The 25,758-nt window shown below is 49.1% G+C and carries 26 protein-coding genes; 11 read left to right on the top strand and 15 right to left on the bottom strand.

All coding sequences use genetic code 11. The features are described 5' to 3' along the window. Positions 1-28: 28 nt before the first annotated feature. Positions 29-1,642, bottom strand: coding sequence for an NAD+ synthase (locus tag ACO0LH_RS23735; protein WP_422943618.1), 1,614 nt, complete (start codon positions 1,640-1,642; stop codon positions 29-31). A gap of 26 nt (positions 1,643-1,668) precedes the next feature. Here ACO0LH_RS23735 and ACO0LH_RS23730 point away from each other — a divergent pair, with 26 nt between their 5' ends. Beyond that, positions 1,669-2,820 (top strand): GNAT family N-acetyltransferase, encoded by a 1,152-nt coding sequence (locus ACO0LH_RS23730; RefSeq protein ID WP_422943617.1) that lies wholly within the window; start codon positions 1,669-1,671, stop codon positions 2,818-2,820. A gap of 62 nt (positions 2,821-2,882) precedes the next feature. Then, on the top strand, positions 2,883-3,932 hold the full coding sequence (locus ACO0LH_RS23725; protein ID WP_422943616.1) for a serine/threonine protein kinase: 1,050 nt from the start codon (positions 2,883-2,885) through the stop codon (positions 3,930-3,932). An 83-nt stretch (positions 3,933-4,015) separates the two neighbouring features. Here the strand turns inward: ACO0LH_RS23725 and ppa are convergent, their stop codons facing one another. From ppa to hemC, 5 genes are all read right to left on the bottom strand, one after another. After that, positions 4,016-4,552 carry an inorganic diphosphatase gene (gene ppa, locus ACO0LH_RS23720; protein ID WP_422943615.1) on the bottom strand — a complete coding sequence of 179 codons (537 nt, stop codon included), beginning with the start codon at positions 4,550-4,552 and terminating at the stop codon, positions 4,016-4,018. A 129-nt stretch (positions 4,553-4,681) separates the two neighbouring features. Further along, entirely contained in the window at positions 4,682-5,878 is a 1,197-nt protein-coding gene (locus tag ACO0LH_RS23715) for a heme biosynthesis HemY N-terminal domain-containing protein (protein WP_422943614.1), read from the bottom strand. A 4-nt stretch (positions 5,879-5,882) separates the two neighbouring features. Next, positions 5,883-7,055, bottom strand: coding sequence for a uroporphyrinogen-III C-methyltransferase (locus ACO0LH_RS23710; RefSeq protein ID WP_422943613.1), 1,173 nt, complete (start codon positions 7,053-7,055; stop codon positions 5,883-5,885). Further along, positions 7,052-7,825: a uroporphyrinogen-III synthase gene (locus ACO0LH_RS23705; RefSeq protein WP_422943612.1), complete on the bottom strand. Its 774-nt coding sequence runs from the start codon at positions 7,823-7,825 to the stop codon at positions 7,052-7,054. The genes ACO0LH_RS23710 and ACO0LH_RS23705 overlap by 4 nt, the downstream gene beginning before the upstream one ends. Positions 7,826-7,837: 12 nt before the next feature. Next, complete coding sequence (hemC, locus tag ACO0LH_RS23700; protein WP_422943611.1) at positions 7,838-8,785, bottom strand: hydroxymethylbilane synthase; 948 nt, start codon at positions 8,783-8,785, stop codon at positions 7,838-7,840. A 293-nt stretch (positions 8,786-9,078) separates the two neighbouring features. Between hemC and trpS the strand changes: the two genes are divergently transcribed. From trpS to ACO0LH_RS23655, 9 genes are all read left to right on the top strand, one after another. After that, positions 9,079-10,101: a tryptophan--tRNA ligase gene (gene trpS / locus ACO0LH_RS23695; RefSeq protein ID WP_422943610.1), complete on the top strand. Its 1,023-nt coding sequence runs from the start codon at positions 9,079-9,081 to the stop codon at positions 10,099-10,101. Positions 10,102-10,176: 75 nt separating this feature from the next. Next, on the top strand, positions 10,177-11,403 hold the full coding sequence (locus ACO0LH_RS23690) for a winged helix-turn-helix domain-containing protein (RefSeq protein ID WP_422943609.1): 1,227 nt from the start codon (positions 10,177-10,179) through the stop codon (positions 11,401-11,403). Between the two features lie 173 nt (positions 11,404-11,576). Further along, positions 11,577-12,032, top strand: a complete 456-nt coding sequence (locus ACO0LH_RS23685) for a universal stress protein (RefSeq protein ID WP_422943608.1) — start codon at positions 11,577-11,579, stop codon at positions 12,030-12,032. 174 nt (positions 12,033-12,206) lie between these two features. Next, positions 12,207-12,848, top strand: a complete 642-nt coding sequence (locus tag ACO0LH_RS23680; protein ID WP_422943607.1) for a response regulator — start codon at positions 12,207-12,209, stop codon at positions 12,846-12,848. Positions 12,849-13,105: 257 nt separating this feature from the next. Then, complete coding sequence (locus tag ACO0LH_RS23675) at positions 13,106-13,489, top strand: response regulator (protein WP_422943606.1); 384 nt, start codon at positions 13,106-13,108, stop codon at positions 13,487-13,489. A 24-nt stretch (positions 13,490-13,513) separates the two neighbouring features. Then, positions 13,514-14,401: a helix-turn-helix domain-containing protein gene (locus ACO0LH_RS23670; protein ID WP_422943605.1), complete on the top strand. Its 888-nt coding sequence runs from the start codon at positions 13,514-13,516 to the stop codon at positions 14,399-14,401. 120 nt (positions 14,402-14,521) lie between these two features. Further along, positions 14,522-15,361, top strand: coding sequence for a universal stress protein (locus tag ACO0LH_RS23665; protein WP_422943604.1), 840 nt, complete (start codon positions 14,522-14,524; stop codon positions 15,359-15,361). 181 nt (positions 15,362-15,542) lie between these two features. Beyond that, positions 15,543-17,477 (top strand): MASE3 domain-containing protein, encoded by a 1,935-nt coding sequence (locus ACO0LH_RS23660; RefSeq protein ID WP_422943603.1) that lies wholly within the window; start codon positions 15,543-15,545, stop codon positions 17,475-17,477. Between the two features lie 76 nt (positions 17,478-17,553). Then, positions 17,554-17,877: a flagellar basal body rod C-terminal domain-containing protein gene (locus ACO0LH_RS23655; RefSeq protein WP_422943602.1), complete on the top strand. Its 324-nt coding sequence runs from the start codon at positions 17,554-17,556 to the stop codon at positions 17,875-17,877. Between the two features lie 17 nt (positions 17,878-17,894). On the opposite strand, the gene ACO0LH_RS23650 is transcribed toward ACO0LH_RS23655, so the two are convergent. The 9 genes from ACO0LH_RS23650 to ccoN form a co-directional block, all read right to left on the bottom strand. Beyond that, entirely contained in the window at positions 17,895-18,677 is a 783-nt protein-coding gene (locus tag ACO0LH_RS23650) for a sulfite exporter TauE/SafE family protein (protein ID WP_422943601.1), read from the bottom strand. A 1-nt stretch (position 18,678) separates the two neighbouring features. Beyond that, positions 18,679-20,073 (bottom strand): oxygen-independent coproporphyrinogen III oxidase, encoded by a 1,395-nt coding sequence (hemN, locus tag ACO0LH_RS23645; protein WP_422943600.1) that lies wholly within the window; start codon positions 20,071-20,073, stop codon positions 18,679-18,681. A gap of 10 nt (positions 20,074-20,083) precedes the next feature. Then, positions 20,084-20,296 carry a hypothetical protein gene (locus ACO0LH_RS23640; protein WP_422943599.1) on the bottom strand — a complete coding sequence of 71 codons (213 nt, stop codon included), beginning with the start codon at positions 20,294-20,296 and terminating at the stop codon, positions 20,084-20,086. A 107-nt stretch (positions 20,297-20,403) separates the two neighbouring features. After that, the gene (locus tag ACO0LH_RS23635; RefSeq protein WP_422943598.1) at positions 20,404-20,949 is read right to left on the bottom strand and encodes a FixH family protein; all 546 of its coding nucleotides are present in this window, start codon (positions 20,947-20,949) and stop codon (positions 20,404-20,406) included. Positions 20,950-20,958: 9 nt separating this feature from the next. Further along, positions 20,959-22,371, bottom strand: coding sequence for a cytochrome c oxidase accessory protein CcoG (gene ccoG / locus ACO0LH_RS23630; protein ID WP_422943597.1), 1,413 nt, complete (start codon positions 22,369-22,371; stop codon positions 20,959-20,961). Positions 22,372-22,396: 25 nt separating this feature from the next. Continuing rightward, a complete protein-coding gene (gene ccoP / locus ACO0LH_RS23625) occupies positions 22,397-23,407 on the bottom strand; it encodes a cytochrome-c oxidase, cbb3-type subunit III (RefSeq protein WP_422943596.1) in 1,011 nt (336 codons plus the stop codon). Positions 23,408-23,409: 2 nt separating this feature from the next. Next, on the bottom strand, positions 23,410-23,556 hold the full coding sequence (locus ACO0LH_RS23620) for a cbb3-type cytochrome oxidase subunit 3 (protein WP_422943595.1): 147 nt from the start codon (positions 23,554-23,556) through the stop codon (positions 23,410-23,412). Between the two features lie 67 nt (positions 23,557-23,623). Continuing rightward, positions 23,624-24,241, bottom strand: coding sequence for a cytochrome-c oxidase, cbb3-type subunit II (gene ccoO / locus ACO0LH_RS23615; RefSeq protein WP_422943594.1), 618 nt, complete (start codon positions 24,239-24,241; stop codon positions 23,624-23,626). Positions 24,242-24,270: 29 nt separating this feature from the next. Further along, complete coding sequence (gene ccoN / locus ACO0LH_RS23610; RefSeq protein ID WP_422943593.1) at positions 24,271-25,710, bottom strand: cytochrome-c oxidase, cbb3-type subunit I; 1,440 nt, start codon at positions 25,708-25,710, stop codon at positions 24,271-24,273. Positions 25,711-25,758 lie beyond the last annotated feature (48 nt).

The raw sequence follows: 25,758 nt of genomic DNA, 5'->3' as shown, positions 1-25,758 counted from the left end.
GTTTTTCTCCTTGATATTTGCTGGAACTTCAATCCCTGAATTTTGACGTGATCGGATAACGCCAGTCGCGGCCAAAAGCGCGATGTGTAATTCTTATCCCTATCGGTGCCTGACGGCGCTTGTATTCATTGATTTTAATCAGGCGGGTAATGCGCTCCACATCTTCTTCTTTATAACCTGCGGCAACGATTTCTGCACGGGCTTTATTTTCTTCCATATACATAGACATGATACCGTCAAGTATTTCGTAAGGCGGAAGGGAATCCTGGTCTTTTTGATCAGGCCGCAATTCAGCAGAAGGGGCGCGTGTCAGGATACGCTCAGGTATCACTGCCGACAGGGTATTGCGGTAAGCGCAGATGCGATACACAAGGGTCTTGGCAATGTCCTTGATGACCGCAAAACCACCAGCCATATCACCATAAAGTGTGCAATAACCCACGGCCATTTCGCTCTTGTTACCGGTGGTCAGGACGATAGAGCCATATTTATTCGACAGAGCCATCAATATGGTGCCGCGTATGCGCGCCTGGATATTTTCTTCTGTCGTGTCTTCTTTCAAGCCATGAAATTCCTGGCTCAAGGTAGAACGGAATGCATCAAAGCAAGCGCTGATGGCAATTTCATCATAACGCACACCAATGCGCGCCACCATGTCGCGCGAGTCTATCCAGGAGATATCTGCCGTATAAGGCGAAGGCATCATGATCGCCCTGACCTTGTCTGCACCCAGGGCATCTACGGCAATGGCCAGCGTCAGCGCAGAATCAACGCCACCAGACAGGCCGATCAATACGCTGGGGAAGCCATTCTTTCCTACATAATCCTTCACACCCAGTACCAGAGCCTGATAGACCTGCGCCTCCAGACTCAAGCTGGTTTCAATCTTACCTGGCACAGGCCGTGAGCCATCAAATTCAACCAGTTGCAAATCGGCTTCACAATGTTTTAACTGCGCGCATACCTGACCCTGGGCATCCATGACGAAAGAATTGCCGTCAAAAATCAGTTCATCCTGTCCACCGACCAAATTGGCATAGACCAGCGACAAGCCCTGGGACGTTACATTATTGCGCATGACATCGTGACGCTGGTGCTGCTTACCCATGTGATAGGGTGAACCATTTGGTACCAGCAAGACCTGGGCCCCGGCTTCTTTTGCCTGTCTTGGTGCATCCTGCCGCCAGGTATCTTCACAGATATTGATGCCAAACCGTACACCGTTGATGATAAATACACAGGACTGATCTGAAGAAGAAAAATAACGCTTTTCATCAAATACCATATCATTGGGCAGGTCATGCTTGTAATACACGGCAATCACAACACCATTTTGCAAAACCGATACCGCGTTATAACGCAAACCGGCCACTTCAGCGGGATGCCCTACCAATACCGCCAGATCAGGAAATAGCGTAAGCTGTTGACCAAGCGCATCAAGTGCCGTGGCTGTTTCAAGGTAAAACGCCCGGCGCAGCAATAAATCTTCGGGGGGATAACCAACCAGCGATAATTCAGGCGTAACGAGAATATTGGCGCCCTGCGCCGCTGCGCGACGCGCATACTCTACAATCTGTGCGGTATTGCCGGTAAGATCACCGACTACACTATTCATCTGGGCAATGGCAACTTTTACTGTCATGGTCGTAAATCTGTTTTAAATCGAAAATGAAATTGGCTTCTACTGACCTGCATTATCGCATGCGCATCATCACTTCACTGTCCGAGATTGAGGCATTTCAATGGGATGCACTGATTGCAGCACAGGCTCACGCCAATCCGTTTTTATCGCATGCCTTTCTGCATGCCCTGCATGAATCTGGTTCAGCCGCAGCCAAAAGCGGCTGGCAACCCTGCTTTATCACGCTATGGGATGGGGAAAATCTGGCGGCTGCCTTGCCGTTGTACGAAAAATCGCATTCCTACGGTGAATATGTCTTCGACTGGGCGTGGGCAGAAGCCTACCAGCGCTATGGTCATGCTTACTATCCCAAACTGCTGTCTGCCATCCCTTTTACGCCTGTCACAGGCAGTCGCTTGCTGGCACTCGACCAGGGCGCGCAAATCGCATTAATCAACGCCCTGCTGGAGCTTCAAAGCACGGCTGATTTTTCATCCAGCCATTTGCTTTTCATGCCAGAAGATCAGGCAAAACTGATGGCAGACGCGGGTTATCTCTTACGTCAGGGCATACAGTTTCATTGGGAAAACCGTGACTATCTATGTTTTGAAGATTTTCTGAACAGCCTGGACAAGAAAAAACGCAAGAATATTCGCGCTGAACGAAAAAAAGTCAGCGAGGCAGGGATCACCTTCCTGCATTTGAGCGCAACTGACATGACAGAAGATGACTGGCGGTTCTTTAAACGATGCTATGACCAGACGTATGCAGACCACCATTCCACGCCTTATCTGAACCTGGATTTTTTCATGCGCATAAGCCAAGCCATGCCTGAAAACATCCATCTTATTGTCGCCGTAAGCGATGGCGAGAAAATTGCAGCATCATTATTGATCCATGACAAACAGACAGTCTATGGCAGATATTGGGGTTGCATAAAACATATTCCCTGCCTGCATTTTGAAACAGCCTATTATCAGGCCATAGAATTTTGCATACGCGAGAAAATCCAGGTGTTTGAAGGCGGCGCCCAGGGAGAGCATAAAATGGCGCGTGGTTTCCTGCCGACGAAAACCTGGTCGGCGCATCATTTAAGCCATCCCAGCTTTTCTGATGCTGTAGCGCAATTTTTGGAACGTGAAACCGGCGGCGTTGAGTTATACATGAATGAACTCAACGAGCGCACACCTTACAAATAGCTACAAGATATTAGCGTTGGCGCTACTTGAAATTTTGCCTAGTTCAGGGCATCCTGTTTGCCATGCAAAATAATTTCATTTCCACACCAAATTCGCCTGCTGCCGCATTACTGACCAAGCGTGTTGGCCGCTTCTATCTGAGCGAACGCATAGGTATGGGATCGAATGGGGCAGTTTATCGGGGGCATGACCCTGTCATTGACCGCGATGTCGCGATAAAGATATTTAGTGCTGGTAATAATGCTGCTGACAAAAAACAGCGCGAACAGCAGTTCATCAACGAAGCGCGCGCTGCCGGCAGGTTGTCACACCCTAATATCGTGACCATTTTTGATGCGTCCAGTGAAGGTGGCACCACTTTTATTGCGATGGAATTTCTACAAGGCAAGGATCTAAGGCATTTACTCGCTGAAAATAAGCAGTTTGACATCATTGAGACTGCAACCATCGTGCAGAAAATTGCTGAAGCACTTTCTTATGCGCATGCAAACGGCGTCATTCATCGTGATATCAAACCTGCCAATATTTTTGTGTTGCCCAGTCAACAACCCAAGGTCGTAGATTTCGGTATCGCCCGTGCGCCCAATCGTGTGCTTGATGAAACCCGGGAACAGGCACATACCTTGTTCAACAATAACATTATGGGGACGCCTAACTATATGTCCCCCGAACAGGCGAATGGCAAGCAGGTCAATGCCTTGACTGACGTGTATTCCCTGGGTGCGGTGATGTACGAGATGCTGACGGGGCAAAAACCTTTTCAAGCACAGGACGTAGACAAATTGTTACAACAGATTGTAAGCAAACCGCCGAAATACCCCTCAGAAGTTTGCGCCAATATCCCGGATTCATTGTCTAAAATCGTCATGAAAGCCATGCAAAAAGACCCCTCAGCGCGTTATGAAAGCGCGGCTGATATGTCGCTGGCATTGGAAAAATTTCTGGAGCGCGACAAAAAACTTAAGCGCAAGCGTCAAAAACAAGGCAGCACAAATGACACGCAAACAGATGAAGACCGATCCCCTTCGTCATGGCTAAGCTGGTTAGCCGTCATTCTCGCTGTTCTGGCAGTAGCCGCTTATGTTTTTCATAAGTCTCAGACTGTGGCATAAGAAGGATGCATATTCTGAAGTAAAAAGGGTGCGATTTTCAAATCGCACCCTTTTTACTTCACGGCCAGAACTACATGGCCAGATTATTTTTCAGCGTTCTTGAAAGCTTCAACGCCCGCCAGAATTTCTGCGCGCGCTTCGTCTGGGCCGCCCCAACCTTCAATCTTGACCCATTTGCCTGGTTCCAGATCTTTGTAGTGCTCAAAGAAATGCTGGATTTGACGCAAACGCAGATCATTCAAATCTTCCGGTTTTTGCCAGTGAAGATAAATTGGCAAAATCTTATCTACAGGCACTGCCAGAATCTTGGCATCATTACCAGCTTCATCCGTCATTTTCAGAATACCAACTGGGCGGCAACGCACCACCACACCAGGGATCAGCGGGAAAGGTGTAATGACCAGCACGTCTACAGGGTCACCGTCACCAGCGATAGTTTGTGGAACATAGCCATAATTGCATGGATAATGCATGGCCGTACCCATGAAGCGGTCAACAAAAATGGCGCCGCTTTCTTTATCGACTTCATATTTGATCGGATCCGCATTCATTGGGATTTCGATAATGACGTTGAAATCATTTGGCAGATCACGACCTGCAGCTACTTTATTCAAGCTCATCTTGCACTTTCTGTATAAGTATCAATAGAAGGAATGGGTTGGGCGAGATTATATCGGCTTTCCATACAAAATTGTGCGTCGCAGCAGCTTAGCTGCGACTTAACTTCGCTCACTACCATTTCCTTTATATTAAAGCATGGTAGCGATTGCACATTGACGATAATGACTTGCCGCCTCCTCTGCCTGGCCAAGCGCCTCATGCAACTGCGCAAGCTTCAGATTGGCTTCACGTACGGTACGAGGGTCGACCGCATCTGACAAAGCCTGCTCCATATGTCTTTGCGCCTTGCCCCAAAGTTTTTGACGTAAACAAAGTGTACCAAGTGTCAGTGCCAGTTCAGGGTCGGTAGGATGGCTTTCTGACCATTTTTCACAATGTTCAATTTGCGACAGCAGTGCGGCCGAGCCTTCTGATGCAGCAGCATCACGATAGGCACGCATCAGGCGCTCATCCCACTCTTCTACCAATGCCTTTTCTACAATGCCACGGGCATCATCAAACAAACCATGCGAATTGAATGCACTGGCGGCAACAAATGCCACGAAAGCTGACTTACGGTCTGCCTGCGGGATTTCGAACCATACCCGGCGTATCGATTCGGCATCATGCCCCTGGTTCTTCAATAAATCTTCATAGGCCAGCTCACGCAAACGCTGCGACAGTGCCGGATGCAGGGCACGGTGCTTGTCGAGGGTACGCACAAGCTTTAAGACTTCCTGCCATTTTTGCGCCTGCTGATTGGCTTTCAGGGCCCAGCGCAAGACTTGAATGTGACGGGTGCCACTGGCATTCAATTCACGCACGGCTTCCAGCGCCTTCGCAGGCTGATGCTGGTCGACCAGCAATTCGGTAACACTGACAAGTCGGGCTACTTTAAAGCTGTTGTCTTGCTCCATGCCGGCAAGCCAGGAATCACGGCGCTCAAACTGGCTCATGTGATGCGCTGCGCGAGCACCGACCAAAGCGGCAATACTGGCATTTTCCGGTAACTCGGTGGCGCGCATCGCCGCTTTTTCAGCATGCCCGAAACGGCCCTCAAACAAGGCTTTTAAAGCTTCACGCAAGGCCTTGTTGCTGTCTTTTTCGCGCTTGTTCTGACGGTAAAGAGCAACCTTTCTTGGCATTTTCCTGGTGGTGACGACGGCACGAATGACCAGATAAATCAGGACAAAAAGCACCAGTAGCAGGAACAGGAAGAAATTCAGCGACAAATCTATCCGGTAAGGTGGATAGAACAGAACAACATTGCCTGGATTGTAACGCGCACCTACTGCAAGACCGACAGCAAGCGCGAACAGTATCAGAAGCCGGATAAAAATTCGCATGCTATTAAGGCTTCACTTTGTAGTTACGTACGGCATTCAAACTCTCAGCCAGCGTTGGCATTTCTATCGACAGGTTACTACCCTGAACTTGTCGCAGCAAGGCTTGCACAGTCTGCGTCTGCTTGGCACGGGTATCGAAATACTTGCCTATCGCGTCTTGCGCCGCGATCATGTCGCTCCTGAATATGCTTTCATTCCTCGACAATAATGCCAGCCTGGCATTGAGCAAACGTAATTTCAGATTTTCACGGGCAAAGTACGATTGCGATGGTGTCAGCAATAATACATCAGGCGTTTCAACATTGCGCACGCGTATCAATTGCTTGACCTCGTTCCACATCTCGCTGGAAAAACTCTGCCAGGCATCCTGCACACGCATGCTCCAGGTGTTTTCTTCGATTTCTTCCACTACCGGCTTCTTATCGGCTTTCGCGTTCAAAGCTGATTTAGGTAAAACACGCAAAGGTGCTTTGGGCGGCGTAGCCGATACGACCGATTTTTCATCTGCCCACAAGGGAATATGATCAATTTGGGTGATGACACTATCCAGTCGCAAGGCAACACCTGGCAAATCCAGCGCGGGTAGCGATTTCAATCTTTCTATATCTTTGGCGATAGCGCGGCGAATAGAAATAAATTGCGGCTTCTCTGATTTGGCCAGACGCCCGTCAGCATTTTGCAACGCAATTAAAGCGCCCTGTACATTGCCCGCCAGTTGTAATTGCTGGCTGGCTGTGGACAGTACTTGCTCAATTTCTGCCAAAGCCCAGTCATCACGATTTTTTGACAAATCCTGATACAACTGTTCGAGAGCCAGTTGCTGGCTTTGCGCTTCAGATTGCTTGCCTTCCAGCAAAATGACCTTGGATTGAATTTCCTTGGCATTTTCCTGCACGTTGCGTGCCAATACCTTGGTTTCACTGCTGTTCGTGTCGGCGCTAAGCAGACGTTTGGCGACCTCTTCACGCAGGCTGGTAATCTGATTTTGCGAAGACCACCAGTTAACCGCCAATAGCACGGCCAACACACCAGAAACGAAATAGGCGGGATTCGCCCATGACGACTCTTTGTCGCTCAATGGTGATAATGGCGGCAATGGCGTTGCAGGCTGTCGTACTGTTGATTCGACAGGATTTGCCGTCAATGCGGCTTCAGGATTTGATTGCTGTTCACTCATAGACGAGATTGTAACGCGACAAGCAGTTGTTCGTCGCCAGAAGCTGTTAAGGTTATGGATTGAAATCCCAATGACTGTGCTGTTTCCTTGATGCGGCTGTGTGGAAGCAACAAATGCTGCCGTTGCATTTTTGCCACGCCATCGTGCAACTGCAAAGCCGCGACGCTATCCATCAGGTTACGCAAGGCTTCAGAACTGGTAACGACCCAGTCATTTTCCTGTTCCAGCAAAGTACGTAACTGCCTTTGCCGGTTTTCATCAAAAATCGGTGCAATACGGCGGTAAGCAGTGACTTGTACTACGTCGACACCACGTTCACGCAGCGCATCAGCCAATAGCTCGCGACCGCTTTCGCCGCGGGCGATCAATACTTTTTTCCCGCGCAGAGCTTCACAATCAAGCTCATCAAGCAAGGTCTCGGAATCCGTCTTCAGCCGGTTTCGCGGACGAATAATCGTCGCCGTCTGATCATTCACACCATAATCAGCCAGGCGGGCACGACTGCCCTCACCCATGACGGCAATCGGAATGTTTTTGGGATAGGCGTCGACATAGCGAAAAAAAGCATCAATTGCATTCGGACTGACAAAGGCCAGCAATGCGTATTGTGAAAGCTGTTTTACCTGCGCGATCAACTGAGTATCGTCTTCCAATGCCTGAATTTCCAGCAAAGGAAAAAGCACATAGTCACGCCCGATCGCCGCGACTTTGCGTGCAAAGTTCTCAGCCTGCGCCGATGGGCGGGTAATAATGACCAGGGGTTTATACATGCCTTGACAACGCTATTCAACGATCTGTGCTTTGCATGCCGCCAGTATGCCTTCGGCATCTTGCGCAGAAAGTGCCTGCGCCAGTTTTTGCCCTAGTGCCAGCGCCTGCGTGGCATCCCCCTCCACCTCGGCACGCGCAATGCGGCTGCCATCTGGCGTCGCCACCATGCCGAGCAACACCATATGACCATCTGTGACTGTAGCAAAAGCGGCCAGTGGAATCTGGCAACTGCCACCAAAGGCTTTGGATACTGTGCGCTCGGCAATCACTGCCTGCGCAGTTTCCGCATGATTCAAAGGTGCCAGCATGGCCAGCAAATCAGGTCTGTCGTCTGGTATTTCTATGGCCATAGCTCCTTGCCCTGCTGCTGGCAAGCTTTGTTCAGGTTCGAGACAGGCACGAATACGTTCAGGCAAACCCAGTCGCTTCAAGCCAGCCGCAGCGAGGATAATGGCGGCATATTCACCGCTATCAAGCTTACGCAGGCGGGTATCGAGATTGCCGCGCAAGGGACGTATGATCAGATGCGGGAAACGCGCTGCTATCAATGCCTGGCGCCTCAGACTGCTGGTACCTACTACGGCACCAGCGGGCAAGCTGTCCAGGCTTGTAAAATCATTGGAGACAAAAGCATCACGCGGATCTTCTCGTTCCAGCATAGCAGCCAGTACGAAGCCTTCCGGCAAATCCATCGGTACATCTTTCAAGGAGTGCACGGCCAGGTCGGCACGGCCTTCGGCCATGGCAACTTCAAGCTCTTTGACGAATAAGCCTTTGCCACCGACTTTCGACAGGGCGCGGTCAAGAATCTGGTCGCCACGGGTCGTCATGCCAAGAATATCTATTTGCCAATCAGGATAAAGTGCCACCAGGCGGTCACGCACATGCTCTGCCTGCCACATGGCGAGACGACTTTCTCGCGAGGCAATAACCAATTTTTTTGAAGTCAAAGATGTCAAAATAAGGCTTCTTTCAGCTGAATATAAACACAGGCCGTGATTTTATCATTGTAAGAAATGACAATCTAAGGAAAGTGGCAGATTTAAAGCTGCAAAATCGAAAGAAAGACTGAATTGCGTAAAAGATCATCAATCGACACGAGGCAATAGGCACCAAACCATGGGCAAACTTGACACATTCGGCTTGAAAACGGCATCATAGCCAAAGAATACACCTTGACGCCCAGAATGCCGCTCATGATTCAGCGGCATTTTTTGCGACTACTTCACTGCAAGACCACAACGGATTAGCTATGTCAGCAAGCATTACAGAAAATAAAAACCATTTGATATTGACGGGCGACCGCCCGACCGGCCCCTTGCATCTGGGCCATTTCGTCGGCAGCTTGCGAAATCGCGTCAAATACCAGCATCAATATGAACAATACATCATGCTGGCCGATGCCCAGGCCCTGACCGACAACATGGATAACCCGGCCAAGGTGCATGATAACGTCATTGAAGTGGCGCTGGATTATCTGGCAGTAGGCATAGACCCTGCCAAATCCACTATTTTCATCCAGTCCCAGATACCGGAACTGACCGAGCTTAGCTTTTATTATCTGAACCTGGTCACCGTAGCACGCCTGGAACGCAATCCCACTATCAAGCAAGAAATCGTTTTGCGCAACTTTGAACGTGATATCCCAGCCGGCTTTTTGACTTATCCAGTCAGCCAGGCAGCTGACATTACGGCATTCAAGGCCAGCCTGGTACCGGTTGGTGATGACCAGATACCGATGATAGAACAAACCAATGAAATCGTCCGTCGCTTCAACCGTCTGGCCAATAAAGATATCCTTGTTGAATGCCAGGCACTGGTACCGGAAATTGGTCGCTTGCCCGGCATTGACGGCAAGGCAAAAATGAGTAAATCGCTGGGTAACGCGATTAACCTGGGTTCCAGCCCTGCGGAAATCAAGGCAGCCGTGAAAAATGTCTATACCGACCCCTTGCACCTGAAGGTCAGTGACCCCGGCCACCTGGAAGGCAATGTCGCCTTCATCTACCTGGATGCCTTTGACGAAGACAAAGTCGCACTGCAAGAAATGAAAGACCATTATGTACGCGGTGGTCTGGGTGACAGCGTAGTCAAAGTTCGCCTCGAAAAAGTTCTGCAGGAATTGTTGCAACCTATACGCGAGCGTCGTGAAGAATTTGCCAAAGACCGTGGACAGATTTTACAGATGCTGAAAGAAGGCACGCAAAAAGCCCGCGCCATTGCGGCACAAACCACGGATGAAGTGAAGGCAGCGATCGGTCTCAAGTATTTTTAAGCGTTGTCGTCACCCGGTGGCAGATGTGCAAACAAATACATCTGCCACACCCCTTCCTGCTATCGGTGATATCCCATGAGCGAACCTGAATTTCATCTTTCCCTGAATTCCGCTCGCGCTCTGCATCTGGCGGCGCAAGGTTTGCTGAACGCACCACAGCGCAAGACCAGCAAACAAGATGTGCTGGACTGCATCAAGAATATGTCTGCCCTGCAGATCGATACCATCAGCGTGGTGGCACGCAGCCCCTACCTGGTGCTTTGGAGCAGGCTGGGCCATTATCCGCAGGCATGGCTCAATGAGCTGCTGGCAGAAGGTCAGCTATTTGAATACTGGTCACACGAAGCCTGTTTTCTGCCTATAGAAGATTACGGTCTGTACCGTCATCAGATGGTGTCACCACAGGGTCTGGGCTGGAAATACAATCATAAGTGGCTCAAGGAAAACGCAGCGCAAGTAGACAAAGTACGCCAGCACATCCATGAAAATGGTGCCAGCCGTTCGGCCGATTTTGAACGTACAGATGGCAAGAGCAGTGGCTGGTGGGAATGGAAACCGGAAAAACGCTCGCTGGAAGTCTTGTTCACCACGGGTGAACTGATGGTGGCACGTCGCCATAATTTTCAGCGCATCTATGATTTGCGCGAACGCGTTCATCCCAAATGGGATGACAAAAAACATTTACAAAACCCGTTGGCTTGCCAGCGCACGCAAATCCTGCAATCGGTAAGAGCACTGGGCGTCACAAAAGCAAGCTGGATAGCCGATTATTTTCGCATGGGCAAACCCGATACCAGCTACCAGGCGACGCATCTGGCAAAAGAAGGCTTGCTGATACCGGTATCTGTGCAAAACCATGAACAGGTTTTCTACGTACATCCAGATCGACTGGATTTGTTGCAACAGGCAAACGACAATCAGTTGAAAGCCACCGCCACCCGCATTTTGTCACCGTTCGACCCTATTGTCTGGGACAGAAAGCGGGCAATAGAGTTATTCGATTTCGACTACAAACTTGAGTGCTATACACCAGAGGCCAAGAGACGCTACGGCTATTTCACACTGCCCATTTTGCGCAAAGGGGCCTTAATTGGCCGCATGGATGCCAAGGCGCATCGCAAGGACAAGCTATTCGAAATCAAGGCTCTGCACCTGGAACCAGGGCAACGTATCAGCCAAGCCATGGCTAGCGACCTGGCAAAAACCCTGCGTGAGTTCGCCAACTGGCATGAATGTACAGACATCAAATTAAGTTATACAAATTCAAGTGAATTGTCTGGACTGTTGCAAGCTCAAATTTGATATCAGTTAAACAATTTTACCTTGATCTGCGTACGCTATACCCTACAAGGAAATAGGCACGTTACGGTCAAGCACAAGGGCAAAACAAATCAGGCACGCCCTTGTTGGAAATCAAAGTCGGTGCAACAATTCAGGTGCAAGCTGGCACATTGAATTCAGTTGAAAGGCCAACCATGTATAACACCATATTGCTGCCCACCGATGGATCAGAACTATTCCAGGCATGCGTCAGTGCGGGGCTTGAATTCGCTCAGCAGCTACAGGCCGGTGTGGTTGCAGTATTCGTTGCTGGCAACTATCAATATCCTCTGTATGTCGATATAGTTCCGGCAAACGGCCCCACCGAAGATGAATATAAGATTGCCATGCAGACGATGGCTGAAAACTATTTCAGACCGGTTAGGGATGCCGCTGCTATGGCAGGCTTGGCATACCAGGAAGTTATACAGTTCAATGATTCAACTGCAAAAGAAATCGTGCATACCGCACAGGAATATGCATGCGATCTGATCTTCATGGGCTCACACGGCCGGAGCGGCCTGGGCCAGTTCTTGCTCGGCAGTGTCACGACCAAGGTGTTATCGCTGTGCCAGATTCCGGTTCTGGTACACCGTATAAAACACCACTAAAACACCACTAAAACACCACTAAAACAGTCGGATCATATTGAACAGAAACACTGGCAGTGTCTGCCATCGCACGCAGTTTTCGGGTTGATGTACAGTACAATAGGGTTCTTCCTTGCCTGAACACAACAATGTGCGCAGAAAAGCAAACCTCATTCACGTACTCTAGCCATACTAATGACACGCATCCTGATTGCAGACGACCATACCATCATGCGCGAAGGCCTGAAACGCATACTGGAAGGCATTGAAGACATACAGGTTGTTGCAGAAGCCGTTGATGGCTTTGACACGCTGGAAAAAGTTCGTAGCGTGGAATTTGATGTCCTGTTGATGGACCTGTCCATGCCAGGTCGTAGCGGTGTGGACCTGATACGCCAGATCAAGGATGAATTTCCCAAGTTGCCTATTCTCATACTGACCATGCATGAGGAAGAGCAATATGCCGTGCGTGCCATACGTGCCGGTGCCCGCGGTTATCTGACCAAGGAAAGCGCAGGCACGCAACTGGTAACAGCCTTACGCAAAGTCGCTTCAGGACGGCCATACATCAGCATAGAAGTGGCAGAACAGCTGGCAATGAATGCAATGCCAGCCGATGACAGCATGCCGCATACCAGCCTGTCTGATCGTGAATTCGAAGTATTCACGCACCTGGTCAAAGGGAAGTCGATTACCGAAATTGCGGAGCTTTTGCATTTGAGTGTAAAAACCGTCAGCACTCACAAAACCAGAATCATGCAGAAAATGAACATGAGTAATCTATCTGACATGGTGCAATACGCTGTTGCCCATCATTTGCTGGTACCGCAAGCCTGAGCGGGCTCAAAAAGCCTCGCCCCCACATTTTAAAAACAGTCCCCGGCAAACGCTGTCAGCAGCATCAGCGTGATGCGCCCGTCCTGAACATTTCCATTCTCTCAATTTCTGTGCTCTATAGGAATATTCCTACAAGTGCGGCTGTAAATCTGACGCTTCAAATCAGGATCTGCTGATTTAAATAAATGCCAGCACTGGCGATAATAGAAACCAAGCAAACCAGCAGTTCCTTATTTAGCATTCACACAGAAAACATCATGAACCTGTACATCGTCGAAGACTCTCTCTTGATTCAGCAGCGTCTGATTCAATTTGTAGAAGAGTTGAATGATATGCACGTGATTGGTGTAGCTGCAGATATCAACAGTGCCTATCAGGCAGTTTTGAACAGCAATACTGACGCCATGATTCTGGATATTCAACTGGCCGATGGCAATGGTCTTGAATTACTGAAAAGTATCAAGCAGAGCAAACCTGCGATCAAGGTCGTGATTCTGACCAATCATGCCAGCGAAGCCAACCGCCTGCATGCCGCGCGTTCAGGTGCAGATGGTTTTCTGGACAAATCGACAGACTTTGGTTTGCTACAAGATTATTTGCTGCGCTGGCAGCACACGGATTCAAGAATTCAAATCAATTAATGTTGTTACCTTCAGGGGATTATCATGATGTCAGCCGCACTTACTACTAGCAATACCAGCAGCACCAGTCTGCCCTTGCCTGTTCAGTTCCCGTCAATTCCCAACGAGGCTGGCTGGCGTTGCCATGGCAATCTGTGGTCCAAACTGGGTGAAGTCTGTGATCTTTTACAAATTCCAGCGCCAGTTGCCTGTGCCAATGAAGAAGTACTCTTTCAGCACGTACGCTTCAAAGCTGGCCAGCGAGTTCATACCATAGGTCAGCATTTTGAAAGTCTGTACATCGTCAATTCCGGTTTCCTGAAAACAGTGCTGCTGGACGAATATGGCAACGAGCAAGTACTCAGCTTCCCCATGAAAGGTGATTTGCTGGGCATAGATGGTATTCATAATCAGCACCATGCCTCAGAAGCTGTGGCGCTGTCTGATTGCGACATCATCATTCTGCCCTACAAAACGTTTTCAACATTGGGCCGCAGCTATGTTGAGCTGGAACAGGCCATGTTAAGTGTCATGAGCCGCGAACTGGTACGCGAACAAATCATGATAGGCATGCTCAGCGCCTTGAGTGCTGAAGCCAAGGTAGCACGCTTTCTCACGAATCTTGGTGAACGTTTCAGTCAGCTTGGTTACTCTGGAAAATCTTTTAACCTGCGCATGACACGCCATGAAATTGGCAGCTACCTGGGCCTGACACTGGAAACGGTCAGCCGTACTTTATCTGCCTTTAACGAACTGGGGATGATCAGCGTTGATCAGCGTCAGATCGCCCTGCTTGATATACCGGCCCTGAAGACCCTGCGCCGTCTGCCACCAGCTAAAACACGCAACAAAGTGAGTGAAAAAGTTTCGGCACTTGTAGGGAAAAACTTGCTGCCACAATGGAGCAAAGAAGTTGCGGTTGCCCTAAACTAGAGTAAGCTGCTATAGCAGGTATTGCAATTTTAAACACGACTTAAGCACTATTGTCCATTCTGACTATAAAAATCACCAAATTCGGGGATTTCGGTAGCACATCAATGAAGGAGCAAAGACATGACATACAAAACTGTATTAGTACACGTCGATGAGTCTGAACGATCGAATTTCCGTGTCCGCATAGCGGCAGAAATTGCCATGGCAGATGAAGCACATTTGCTTGGTACAGCGGTAACGGGTGTATCCCGTTTCATCTATCAGGACGGCAATATCAGCGCAAGCGACCCGAATCTGACGATACACCTGAATTTCCTGCGCGAACGTGCGGAAAAGGCAGTCGCCAGTTTCAATAAAATTGCACAGGAGCTGGGCGTATTGTCATATGAAAGCATGATTGCCAATGACGAAGCCGGTGGTGGCATAGGCCTGCAGGCACGCTACAGTGATCTGCTGGTCATAGGCCAGACTAATCATGATGAACCTTCGCCATCAGTCTTATCAGATTTCCCCCAATATCTGATCATGAATTCCGGCAGGCCGGTATTGATCATTCCCTACGCGGGTGATTTCACCACTGTCGCCAAACGCCCGATGATTGCCTGGGATACCAGCCGCGAAGCCACGCGTGCGGTTACCGATGCCATCCCGTTATTGAAACGTGCCGACCTGGTACAAGTAGCGATTTTCAATCCCAAGGCCGTACTTGACGCCCATGGCGAACAGCCGGGTGCTGATATCGCGCAATACCTGGCAAGACATGGCATTAAAGTTGAAGTTTCCGTGCACAAGACTTCAACAGATATTGGCAATGCCCTGCTATCACTGGCACATGACCTCGATAGTGACATGCTGGTAATGGGTGGTTACGGCCACTCCCGCTTCCGGGAAATGATCATGGGTGGCGTTACCCGCACCATATTGGAAAGTATGACCGTGCCTGTATTGATGTCGCATTGACGTAGCATTGATGCAAGATAAAATATCATTTCTGGCATAGCATGGACACTTCAAATGGCACTCGCTCAGAGTGCCATTTTTTACATTCTTCCAGCAGCATTCTGGTGCCGTATTAATCGTGCGCACCTGATTCGGTCGTAAAATATGTTTATCGACCTCAACTATCTCCAGCATTCATCTCATGCCAACTGAATACCCAAGACTGATCCGTGTGCGTTGGCTGTCAGCCCTGCTTTTAATGATCTCCGTATTTTTATGGATGAATCACACGCAGTTGAATACCCTGAAAATTCCCGCCCCACTGCCAGTTCATACCATACTCGAAACTGTCACCATTATTATCTTCACTTCTGTCTTCATCGTTTGCTGGAACGCCTTTGGTGGCTACAGAAAGAAAAGCAGCGTAATTTTGGCAGTAGCATTTCTGTGCACCGCCATTCTGGGTTTCATGCATGCCATCAGTTTCCAGGGCATGCCGGGTTTTCCAGATGCACAAGACATGCACAAATCGCTATCGTTCTGGTTGCTTTCGCGCTCCTTCATCGCCACTACCTTATTGGGGCTGGCACTGGCACCAGAGGATTCAGAAGTCAGTCAAAGGCAGGCAGCACTGGTATTAATCGCCGGGCTGGCGATGACTGCCATATGGATCTGTATCGTATTCGCTCTCCCTCACCTGTTACCCCTGACTTACGTGGCAGGTACTGGTCAGACTTCATTCAAGATCGCCTGCGAAGCAGCACTGGTAGCAATCAATCTGTTCACCGCATTTCTATTCAACAAACGCGTCTATCAGAAACAGGATGTCAATGTCGCCCGCTTGCACATAGAACGCGCACCTTTGTTCCTTGCTGCCATGTTGCTGGCTATCTCTGAAGTCTATTTTGCACTGTATGTGCAAAGTGACGACCTGTTTGTGGCAATAGGCCACCTGTTGCAGCTCCTGGCCGCCATCGCCATCTACCGTGGCATGGTTGCAGTCAATATATATACGCCCTATTCCAATCTCGCAGAATCATCGGTGAACCTCGCCCGTTCAACACAAGAACTCAGTCTGGAGCGGGAGCGCCTGAGTCGCATGATAGACACTGCCATAGATGGCATCATCACCATTGATGAAACTCAGACCATTATCCTGGTCAATCCGGCGGCCGCAAGCTTGTTCGGTTACAAGGTCGATGACCTGCTTGGCGCTTCGCTCAATGCTGTCATCCCAGAACGGCATCGCAAAGTACACGGCTCTCACGTCAGGCACTTTGGCGAAACTGGTGACACCCGCAGAAAAATGGGGGGCAGTTTTGAAGATTTTTATGTCACGGGCGTTAAGGCCAATGGTGAGGAGTTTCCCATTGAAGCATCGATATCGAGTCAGATGGAAAACGGTCAGCGCTATTACACCGTGATTTTCCGCGATATTACAGAACGTAAAGTGGCAAGAGAAAAAACGGCCTTGTATCACGAAGAACTAAGCCAATTATCTGCCGCCTTGCAAAGCATAAGGGAAGAGGAACGCAAACATATAGCACGCGAATTGCATGACGACCTGGGCCAATTGCTGGCTGCGCTGCGCATGGATTTATCGTTACTGCAAAGAGATCATGTTCTGACTGAAAAAAACCAGAAAACCGTCAACAGCATGGATCAGTTGATACTGACAGCCATCACCACACTGCGTCGCATTGCCAGCGACCTCAGGCCAAGAGCCCTGGATGAAGGAGGCTTGTATTTTGCCCTGCAGACATTGCAAAAGGATTTTTCCAGCCGACATGGCATAAGCTGTGAACTGCAAGCCAACGAAGTGCAACTGACTTTGGATGATGCGCGCAGCACCGCCATTTTTCGTATTGTCCAGGAATCACTGACCAACGTCGTACGTCATGCCAGTGCGACAGAAGTGCAGATTATTTTTGAAAGAAGCGCAGACAAACTGCACTTTACCATCAGCGATAATGGGACAGGCATAGACGTCGAAGATATGCGTAAATCGCGTTCTTTCGGCCTGGTGGGCATGCGCGAACGTGTCAAGGCCATGCACGGTGAATTTTTGATTGATAGCCAGGTGGGCGAAGGTACGCGACTGGAAATCAGTTTGCCATTAAATTTGCCAATAAGTTAATGAAAAGCATTTTTCCTGCAAAGATTTTGATTCAGGTATAAGCTTGTAGCGTGGTAGTGTGTATTTGGAGAATTTTATGTCTGTTTCAGCACTTAGTAGCGGCTTGTCTGGATTGCAAGCGTATTCACGCGCGCTCGACAGTTCTGGCCATAATGTTGCCAATGCAAACACAAATGGATTTGTACCCCAGCAAGTCAGTTTCCAGGAACAGCCTGCAGGCGGTGTAATTGCCAATATCAGTAAGGCCGGCAGCAGCTTATCTGCGTCCGATGCCAGCGGCACTGACCTTAACTCTGAGGTGGTGCAATCGATACAATACAAGGCAGGCTTTGAGCTTTCAGCCAAAATCGTTAAAACATCGGATGAGCTTCTGGGTACGCTGATCGATATAAAAGCTTAGTTCGCGTTCAAGTTGTCTCAGCTTGCTGGCAACAGGCATAAAAAAGCTGGCATGCTTTTCATATCAAAATACCACAATCCCAATACGCCAAACATCATCAGCACACCACCACCTGCTGACTTGATCACTATTGATAAATGTTTGTTATTTGCGGCCAGAACCAGCTTTTGCGCCAGCAACAAATGAGGCAAGGCGCTTAAGCCAAACAACAACATCAGAATAGCGCCAGACCAGGCATCGCCGGCCAGCAATGAAAATGGGACTACGCTGTAAAGCAAGCCACAAGGCAGGCAACCCCAACTCATGCCGAGAAAAAACGGATGCCTTGAGACTTGCTGCATGCTGGGCAGAACCCTGCTGAATAAACCATACAGTTGCCCCAAGCTTTGTTTGATAAATTGACTTTGAGGTAAAACCCCAAGCAGGCGCAAGCCCAGTACAATCAGCGCCAGATTGCCGATGAAAAACATGATTTGCTGCACTGGCAGAGACGATTTAAATGCCAGGCCGGCAGCCCCCATGCCCCCCAGCACAGCGCCGATCAGCATGTAGCTTGTGATACGACCGCCCTGCAACAAAGCTTGGTATGTCAATTCCGATCGCATATTGGCAGCATTTGCCGCTGTAATTCCCCGTCCTTGATTTACAAAGGTGACAGGGAATATGTTGCCACGGGTGAGCCTCTGTTTTTGCCCTGCCTTGCTCAGCAAACTGGAGATGCCGCCACACATGCCGACACAGTGGATGCCACCAGCAGCACCAGCCGTTAACGCAGCAATTGCCAGGGGCAAAGTCAACATATCAAATCAATTTAGAGTAATTGGCTGTCGTCTGACGCGACAAATAATGGTCAAACGCCATCCCTACCGCGCGTACAAACAGACGTCCCTTGGCCAGTATGCTGATGGATTTGTCGCTGAGTTCAATCAAGCCCTCTTCAGCATATTGCTGAATTTTCGCCAGTTCCGCTGAAAAATAGCGGATAAAAGAAATTCCGTATTGCGCTTCGATGGCTGAAAAGTCCACTTTGCTGCTACACATCAGATGCATGATGATTTGACGGCGCAAAATGTCATCCTGGCTTAAGTGAAAGCCTTTTTCTACCGGTAACACACCCTTATCCAAGGCGCCATAATATTCATCCAGTGTTTTGGTATTCTGGACATAGGATGCACCAATTTTACCGATCGATGACAAACCCAGGCCTATCAAATCGCAATCCGAACGGGTTGTATACCCCTGGAAATTTCTATGCAAACTGGCGTCCAGCGTGGCTTTTGCCAGACTATCGTCAGGTCTGGCAAAGTGATCAAGGCCGATATACACATAGCCTTCTGCCAGTAAACGACGCAAAGACATCAGAAAAATTTGCAGGCGTTGTTCAGCCGACGGCAGGTCTGCTTCAGCAATACGCCTTTGCGGCTTGAAGCGCGTTGGCAGATGTGCATAGTTGTACAAAGCAATACGATCCGGTGACAAGGCAATGACCTGGTCCAGCGTACGGGAAAAACTTTCCAGGTTTTGCTTGGGCAAACCATAGATCAAGTCAAAATTGATTGACTGGAAGCCTGATGCACGACTATCGGCAACGGTTTGTTCAACCATTTCAAATGGCTGCATCCTGTGTATCGCTCGCTGTACTTCAGTGTCAAAATCCTGGACACCCAGGCTGGTGCGGTTAAATCCCAGTTCAGCTAAAACTTGCAGTGTTTCCCTGCTTACGGTTCGCGGATCAATTTCTATGGAAATTTCAGCATCTTCAGAAAAATCAAAATGTCTGCGCAGCATTGCCATCAAATGACGCATTTCGTCATGACTAAGAAAAGTTGGCGTGCCGCCCCCCAAGTGCAGCTGGCTGAGGACTTCCCTACTGTGCAAGTGTGCCACGACCAGCTTGAGTTCTTTTTCCAAGTATTCCAGGTACTTGGCTGAACGACCATGATCTTTGGTAATGACCTTATTGCACGCGCAGTAATAGCAAAGCGATGCACAAAATGGGATATGAATATATAGCGACAGCGGCTTTTGCGCTGCCCGACTGCGCTCTTGCAGATACTGGATATACGAATCGGCGGTAAATTCTGCGTTGAATCTGTCAGCAGTTGGATAGGAAGTATATCTTGGGCCCAGCGAGTCAAAACGCCGTATCAGTTCCTCCGGTATTTCTATCGCTGGAAATGTCAGCGCTGTATTCATGATAGGTTTCCTAATGTGCTTTCTGCACAAGCAAAGCGGTCAAACCACTGGACAGTATCCCTAGCAGCCAGAATGCAAAAAAACCGATGGTATACACACCGGTAGCATGCATTTGCAAACGCTGATCAAGGATGATCAATTCCATAGGATCAACCAGGCTGAAAAACAAGCCTGTTGCCGCACAGGCCATCAGAAACGCAGGCCACAGCACGATCATCAGCATCGGGCGTAAGTAAGGTTTTCCATGTGTTACTTTATGCTGTTCCAAATCCCGCCCCTTCCAGTCCAGTAATCATCGAATGCATTGCCTGCAAAATCGAGGGATATGCACTATTTTGACGCACTTAAGCGTATCGATTTTTGTTCTGGATCAAACCAGTCACCAGTTAAACGCCAGTCGCTGCCTTCCAGCTTAAGATGAAATAATTTGACGGAGTTGGCAGACAGGTTTGGCAGCAACTTCATGTCGCCCTCATAATTTCCCATGCTGACTTGCTTCATGGACAAACGATGTATCACTTCATTCACCGTGTTGCCACCGGCCGCCGCATTGGCGAGACTCAGTTGGACCGTATCAGGCAGGCTGGTCTTGCTACTGATCTGCATTTTCAACTTGTTATTAAGCGTATCAATAACAATGACGGCGCTTAGCTGCAACTCTTTGGCCCTGGCATCTCTTTGTATATCTTTATTGATCATCAGGCCTTGCCGGTAATAATCTTCAGCAACCACCTTGTCAGCACCATGCAAGGCGATATAACCCGTATACAAACTGGCGCACACGACAAATAGAGGCCCACCTGCTACCAATAGCAACCAGGGTTCTTTATACCAGGCATCCACTCTGGTTTTTTTGGGAAATAAAGCGGCATCCATTTAACTCTCCTATCTTGGAACAAGAAATACTGCTTTTTCTGTCACGTTGACTTCTGGGGCATCAATATCTTTTATAACAAATCGCAAGCGATTTGATCCTGCTGGCAACACATTTGCGGGTACACGCACGCGTATGGGAAAGGCTTTCGTGGTCGCCGCACTCAAATCAATGGCCGTATTATTCAGAATGACAGCGCCTGGCACACCTGCCACTTCGATGCTATAGCGACGTGGCAATTCCCGGGTATTCATGACTTGCAGACGATAGACATTTTCAATGGCGCCCATCTCGGTAATTTTCGGCATGCCGCGGTCACGCATCACGTCGACTTTAAGCGGCAAATGCATGGCCAGTGATGCGGCTGCCAGCAAAATAATCAAACCAAGCAAGCTGCCGTAAATTAAAGTACGTGCGCGAAAAACCCGCTTCCACATCGCCTTGTCATCCAGTTTTTTGACCAAGGCATGCTCTGTCGTATAGCGAATCAGGCCACGGTCATAACCCATCTTGTCCATAACTTGATCACAACCGTCGATGCAGGCCCCACAGGCTATACATTCATATTGCAGACCATTTCGTATATCAATGCCGGTCGGGCAAACCTGCACACAAATGCCGCAATCTACGCAAGAACCCAAACCCTGCGCCTTAAAATCAACTTTCTTGTTCCTGGAGCCGCGCGGATCACCACGTTCGCTATCGTAGGTGACGATCAGGGTATCCTTATCAAACATGGCGCTCTGAAAGCGCGCATAGGGACACATATATTTGCATACCTGTTCACGCATCCAGCCTGCATTGCCATAGGTAGCAAAGGCGTAAAACAAGAACCAGAATGTCTCCCAAGGACCAAGCGTGAAATTGCCCACTTCAATAGCCAGTTCGTGAATGGGAGTGAAATAGCCGACAAAGGTAAAACCCGTCCACAGCGCCAGAATGATCCAGAGAAAATGCTTGACGAATTTCAGTGAAAATTTCCGTACGGAAAGTGGCGCAGCATCCAGTTTCACGCGTGCATTGCGCTCGCCTTCAACGAGACGTTCTATCCACAAAAAAATCTCTGTATAGACAGTTTGTGGACAGGCATACCCGCAAAATACTCTGCCTGCAATTGCGGTAAACAAAAACAGGCTCAATGCCGATATGACCAGCAAGACAGCAAGGTAAATGAAGTCTTGCGGCCATAGTACCAAACCAAAAATATAGAACTTACGTGCTACCAGATCAAATAAAACAGCCTGCCTGCCATTCCAGTTCAACCAGGCTGTTCCATAAAACAAGATCTGGGTGAACAATACCAATATCCAGCGCCGGGAAGAGAACCAACCGCTTTGCGCCCTCGGGTAGATTTTCCTGCGCTCTTCAAATAAAGCCAATTCTGCTTCTTCTATTGGCACCTGGATAATTGGTATGTGCTTCATTGTGTTTCTTTTTAAATCAGACAATTTACTTCGTGGATGCGGCAGCAGAAAAAGCTGTTGGGGTGGTGGCAATTTGCTGTATGGCCCCTGCTTCCGCGTTATTCACCTGCGAAAAAGCTGAGTTATTGGAAAGCCCCCACACATAGGCTGCCAGCAAATGCAATTTCCCTTCTGTCAAAATTCCCTTGTGCGCAGGCATTTGATTGTTGCGGCCTTTATTGATTGTTTCCATGATGGTTTCTATGCCACCACCATACAACCAGATCTTGTCGGTCAGGTTGGGGGAGCCCAAAGCCTGGTTACCCTTGCCGTCCACACCATGACAGGCAGCGCAGGCGGCAAATTTTGATTTACCGATCGCCGCCTTGATAGGGTCATGGGTAGAGCCAGACAGGCTCAGCACATAATTGGCGACATTCCGCACATCTTCATCGCTTCCCAGGGCGCCCCCCATAGGTGGCATCTGCCCATGACGGCCTTCGCGTATGGTGGTGACGATGGTTTGCGGGTCGCCTCCATACAGCCAGTCGTTATCTGCCAGGTTGGGATAACCCTTGCCGCCCTGCGCGTCAGAACCATGGCATTGCGCACAGGTATTCAGAAATAAGCGCTGACCGATCTCGCGTGCCTGCGGATCTTTAGCGACGTCTTTGATATCCATTGCCAGGTATTTATTGAATACCGGTCCATACTGCGCCTCACCATCCTTCATCTCTTTTTCGTAAGCACTTGCCTGGCTCCAGCCAAACATTCCCTGATAGTTACCAAAACCAGGGTACACAACAAGATAGCCGACGCTGTAAGCGATCGTCAGATAAAACAACCACATCCACCACTTGGGCAAGGGATTGTTTTGCTCCATCAGATTCCCATCCCATACATGCCCGGTGGTCTCGGCAGGCAGTGGCTTGCCATCACTGCCAATTTTGACTTTGACTTTGGATTGCGACCATAACAGCAAGGCGCATGCCGCCATGGACAAGGCAGTGACTATGGCTATGCCGATACTCCACCATTCGTTAAAAAAATCTGCCATGACTAGTTCCCATTCTCATTATCGATAGGCAGACGTGCCAGCTTTTCAAATTTTTCCTTATTACCGGCACTAAATGCCCAATAAATGATGCCAAGAAAAACCAACAGGCTGACCACCGTCACGACGCTGCTTATTATTGTGAAGTTCATTTTCTTCTCTCCCGATAAAGCTGATCTGATCAGCTATTACGCGTCTTAAACTTGTCTTAAACTCGCCTTAATTTTTATTCTTGATTGCCGTACCCAGCACCTGCAAATAAGCAATCAATGCATCCAGTTCTGTTTTATTTGCCAGCTCGGCAGGGCCTGCCTTGATTTGTTCTTCGGTGTAGGGCACGCCCAGGGTTTTCATTGCCTTTAGTTTTGGCACGACACTGTCTGGCTCCAGTGCGGTTTTAGCCAGCCACGGATAGGCAGGCATATTCGATTCCACTACGACTGAACGCGGGTCGGTCAGATGGTCCCTATGCCATGTATCGCTGTAACGTCCGCCAACACGTGCCAGGTCAGGGCCTGTCCGTTTGCTACCCCATTGAAACGGGTGGTCATAGACAGATTCGCCTGCTACAGAATAGTGACCATAGCGTTCAGTTTCAGCACGGAACGGACGTATCATTTGTGAGTGGCAACCATAACAACCCTCGCGCAAATAGATATCACGTCCCACCAGTTGCAAGGCGCTGTAAGGCAGCAAGCCCTGTACTGGCTGGGTGGTGGATTTTTGAAAGAACAGCGGGACAATTTCAACCAGGCCACCAAAACTGATGGTCAAAATAACCAGCGCCAGCAACAAACCCACATTTCGCTCAATCAGGTCATGAGTAAAATTACGCATCAAGTTTCTCCTCTATATGATTGCCAGATTCAGGCATGTGCAGTGGTTGCTGACAAGGCAGGGATAGCGTTGTTCACAGGCCGCGATGCACCCATGGTTTTGGCAACGTTATAAACCATCACCAGCATGCCGCTCAGGTATAAAATACCGCCACCCAGACGTATCACATAGTAGGGATAGGTCGCTTTTACGGTCTCAACAAAAGAATAAGTCAAGGTTCCGTCCTGGTTCACGGCGCGCCACATCAGGCCTTGCATAACGCCGGCAATCCACATCGACGAAATATACAAAACCACACCAATAGTCGCCACCCAGAAATGCACTTCGATCAAACGCTTGCTATACATTTGTGTCTGTCCAAACAAACGTGGAATCAGGTAGTACAAACTACCGATGGAAATAAATCCCACCCAGCCCAACGCACCTGAATGCACGTGACCAATCGTCCAGTCGGTATAGTGTGACAAGGCGTTCACTGTTTTGATGGCCATCATCGGCCCCTCAAAGGTCGCCATGCCGTAGAAAGACAGGGAAACGATAAGAAAGCGCAGGATAGGGTCAGAGCGCAGCTTGCTCCAGGCACCCGACAAGGTCATGATGCCATTGACCATGCCACCCCATGAAGGTGCCAGCAAAATCAATGAGAACACCATACCGATGGATTGCGCCCAGTCAGGCAAGGCCGTGTAATGCAAGTGATGGGGACCCGCCCACATATAGGTAAATATCAGCGCCCAGAAGTGGACGATAGACAGGCGATAGGAATAAATCGGACGCTCTATCTGTTTGGGTATGAAGTAATACATCATGCCCAGGAAGCCTGCCGTCAGAAAAAAACCAACGGCGTTATGCCCGTACCACCACTGCACCATCGCATCCTGCACACCTGAGTAGGCTGAATAAGATTTCATGAACGATACAGGTATCGCAGCACTATTAACGATATGCAATATCGCAACAGCAATGATGAAGGCACCATAAAACCAGTTGGCAACATAAATGTGTTCCACCTTGCGCTTCATGAGCGTGCCAAAAAAGACGACGGCATAAGCCACCCAGACGACAGCGATCAGCAAATCAATGGGCCATTCGAGTTCTGCATATTCCTTGCCCTGGGTGTAGCCCATAGGGAGCGTGATGGCGGCGGCAACAATCACCAGTTGCCAGCCCCAGAATGTAAATTCAGCCAGGCCATCAGAGAACAGGCGTACATTCGAAGTGCGCTGCACCACGTAATAGGAAGTCGCCATCAGGGCGCAACCACCAAAGGCAAATATCACTGCATTGGTGTGCAGGGGCCGCAGACGTCCGTAGCTGAGCCAGGGTATGCCACCAAGAAATTCGGGCCAGGCAAGCTGAGTTGCAATCACCACGCCAACCAGCATGCCGACTACACCCCAAATCACTGCCATGACAGAAAATTGGCGTACAACCCGGTAGTTGTAGGTATTTTCTATGCTTATTGTCATGATCTCACTCTGTTATAAAGATACAGGGCAAGAATAACAATCGTGCTG

Origin of the sequence: Undibacterium sp. TJN19 (assembly GCF_049339485.1) — a bacterium.
Classification (GTDB): Bacteria; Pseudomonadota; Gammaproteobacteria; order Burkholderiales; family Burkholderiaceae_D; genus Undibacterium.
This window is presented reverse-complemented; position numbering and strand designations above follow the sequence as displayed.

What these genes read in the sequence shown, in the direction of transcription:
- ACO0LH_RS23735 (WP_422943618.1), bottom strand. Translation starts at nt 1,642, where the DNA reads ATGACAGTAAAAGTTGCCATTGCCCAGATGAATAGTGTAGTCGGTGAT.
- ACO0LH_RS23730 (WP_422943617.1), top strand. Translation starts at nt 1,669, where the DNA reads ATGAAATTGGCTTCTACTGACCTGCATTATCGCATGCGCATCATCACT.
- ACO0LH_RS23725 (WP_422943616.1), top strand. Translation starts at nt 2,883, where the DNA reads ATGCAAAATAATTTCATTTCCACACCAAATTCGCCTGCTGCCGCATTA.
- ppa (WP_422943615.1), bottom strand. Translation starts at nt 4,552, where the DNA reads ATGAGCTTGAATAAAGTAGCTGCAGGTCGTGATCTGCCAAATGATTTC.
- ACO0LH_RS23715 (WP_422943614.1), bottom strand. Translation starts at nt 5,878, where the DNA reads ATGCGAATTTTTATCCGGCTTCTGATACTGTTCGCGCTTGCTGTCGGT.
- ACO0LH_RS23710 (WP_422943613.1), bottom strand. Translation starts at nt 7,055, where the DNA reads ATGAGTGAACAGCAATCAAATCCTGAAGCCGCATTGACGGCAAATCCT.
- ACO0LH_RS23705 (WP_422943612.1), bottom strand. Translation starts at nt 7,825, where the DNA reads ATGTATAAACCCCTGGTCATTATTACCCGCCCATCGGCGCAGGCTGAG.
- trpS (WP_422943610.1), top strand. Translation starts at nt 9,079, where the DNA reads ATGTCAGCAAGCATTACAGAAAATAAAAACCATTTGATATTGACGGGC.
- ACO0LH_RS23690 (WP_422943609.1), top strand. Translation starts at nt 10,177, where the DNA reads ATGAGCGAACCTGAATTTCATCTTTCCCTGAATTCCGCTCGCGCTCTG.
- ACO0LH_RS23685 (WP_422943608.1), top strand. Translation starts at nt 11,577, where the DNA reads ATGTATAACACCATATTGCTGCCCACCGATGGATCAGAACTATTCCAG.
- ACO0LH_RS23680 (WP_422943607.1), top strand. Translation starts at nt 12,207, where the DNA reads ATGACACGCATCCTGATTGCAGACGACCATACCATCATGCGCGAAGGC.
- ACO0LH_RS23675 (WP_422943606.1), top strand. Translation starts at nt 13,106, where the DNA reads ATGAACCTGTACATCGTCGAAGACTCTCTCTTGATTCAGCAGCGTCTG.
- ACO0LH_RS23670 (WP_422943605.1), top strand. Translation starts at nt 13,514, where the DNA reads ATGATGTCAGCCGCACTTACTACTAGCAATACCAGCAGCACCAGTCTG.
- ACO0LH_RS23665 (WP_422943604.1), top strand. Translation starts at nt 14,522, where the DNA reads ATGACATACAAAACTGTATTAGTACACGTCGATGAGTCTGAACGATCG.
- ACO0LH_RS23660 (WP_422943603.1), top strand. Translation starts at nt 15,543, where the DNA reads ATGCCAACTGAATACCCAAGACTGATCCGTGTGCGTTGGCTGTCAGCC.
- ACO0LH_RS23655 (WP_422943602.1), top strand. Translation starts at nt 17,554, where the DNA reads ATGTCTGTTTCAGCACTTAGTAGCGGCTTGTCTGGATTGCAAGCGTAT.
- ACO0LH_RS23650 (WP_422943601.1), bottom strand. Translation starts at nt 18,677, where the DNA reads ATGTTGACTTTGCCCCTGGCAATTGCTGCGTTAACGGCTGGTGCTGCT.
- hemN (WP_422943600.1), bottom strand. Translation starts at nt 20,073, where the DNA reads ATGAATACAGCGCTGACATTTCCAGCGATAGAAATACCGGAGGAACTG.
- ACO0LH_RS23640 (WP_422943599.1), bottom strand. Translation starts at nt 20,296, where the DNA reads ATGCTGATGATCGTGCTGTGGCCTGCGTTTCTGATGGCCTGTGCGGCA.
- ACO0LH_RS23635 (WP_422943598.1), bottom strand. Translation starts at nt 20,949, where the DNA reads ATGGATGCCGCTTTATTTCCCAAAAAAACCAGAGTGGATGCCTGGTAT.
- ccoG (WP_422943597.1), bottom strand. Translation starts at nt 22,371, where the DNA reads ATGAAGCACATACCAATTATCCAGGTGCCAATAGAAGAAGCAGAATTG.
- ccoP (WP_422943596.1), bottom strand. Translation starts at nt 23,407, where the DNA reads ATGGCAGATTTTTTTAACGAATGGTGGAGTATCGGCATAGCCATAGTC.
- ACO0LH_RS23620 (WP_422943595.1), bottom strand. Translation starts at nt 23,556, where the DNA reads ATGAACTTCACAATAATAAGCAGCGTCGTGACGGTGGTCAGCCTGTTG.
- ccoO (WP_422943594.1), bottom strand. Translation starts at nt 24,241, where the DNA reads ATGCGTAATTTTACTCATGACCTGATTGAGCGAAATGTGGGTTTGTTG.
- ccoN (WP_422943593.1), bottom strand. Translation starts at nt 25,710, where the DNA reads ATGACAATAAGCATAGAAAATACCTACAACTACCGGGTTGTACGCCAA.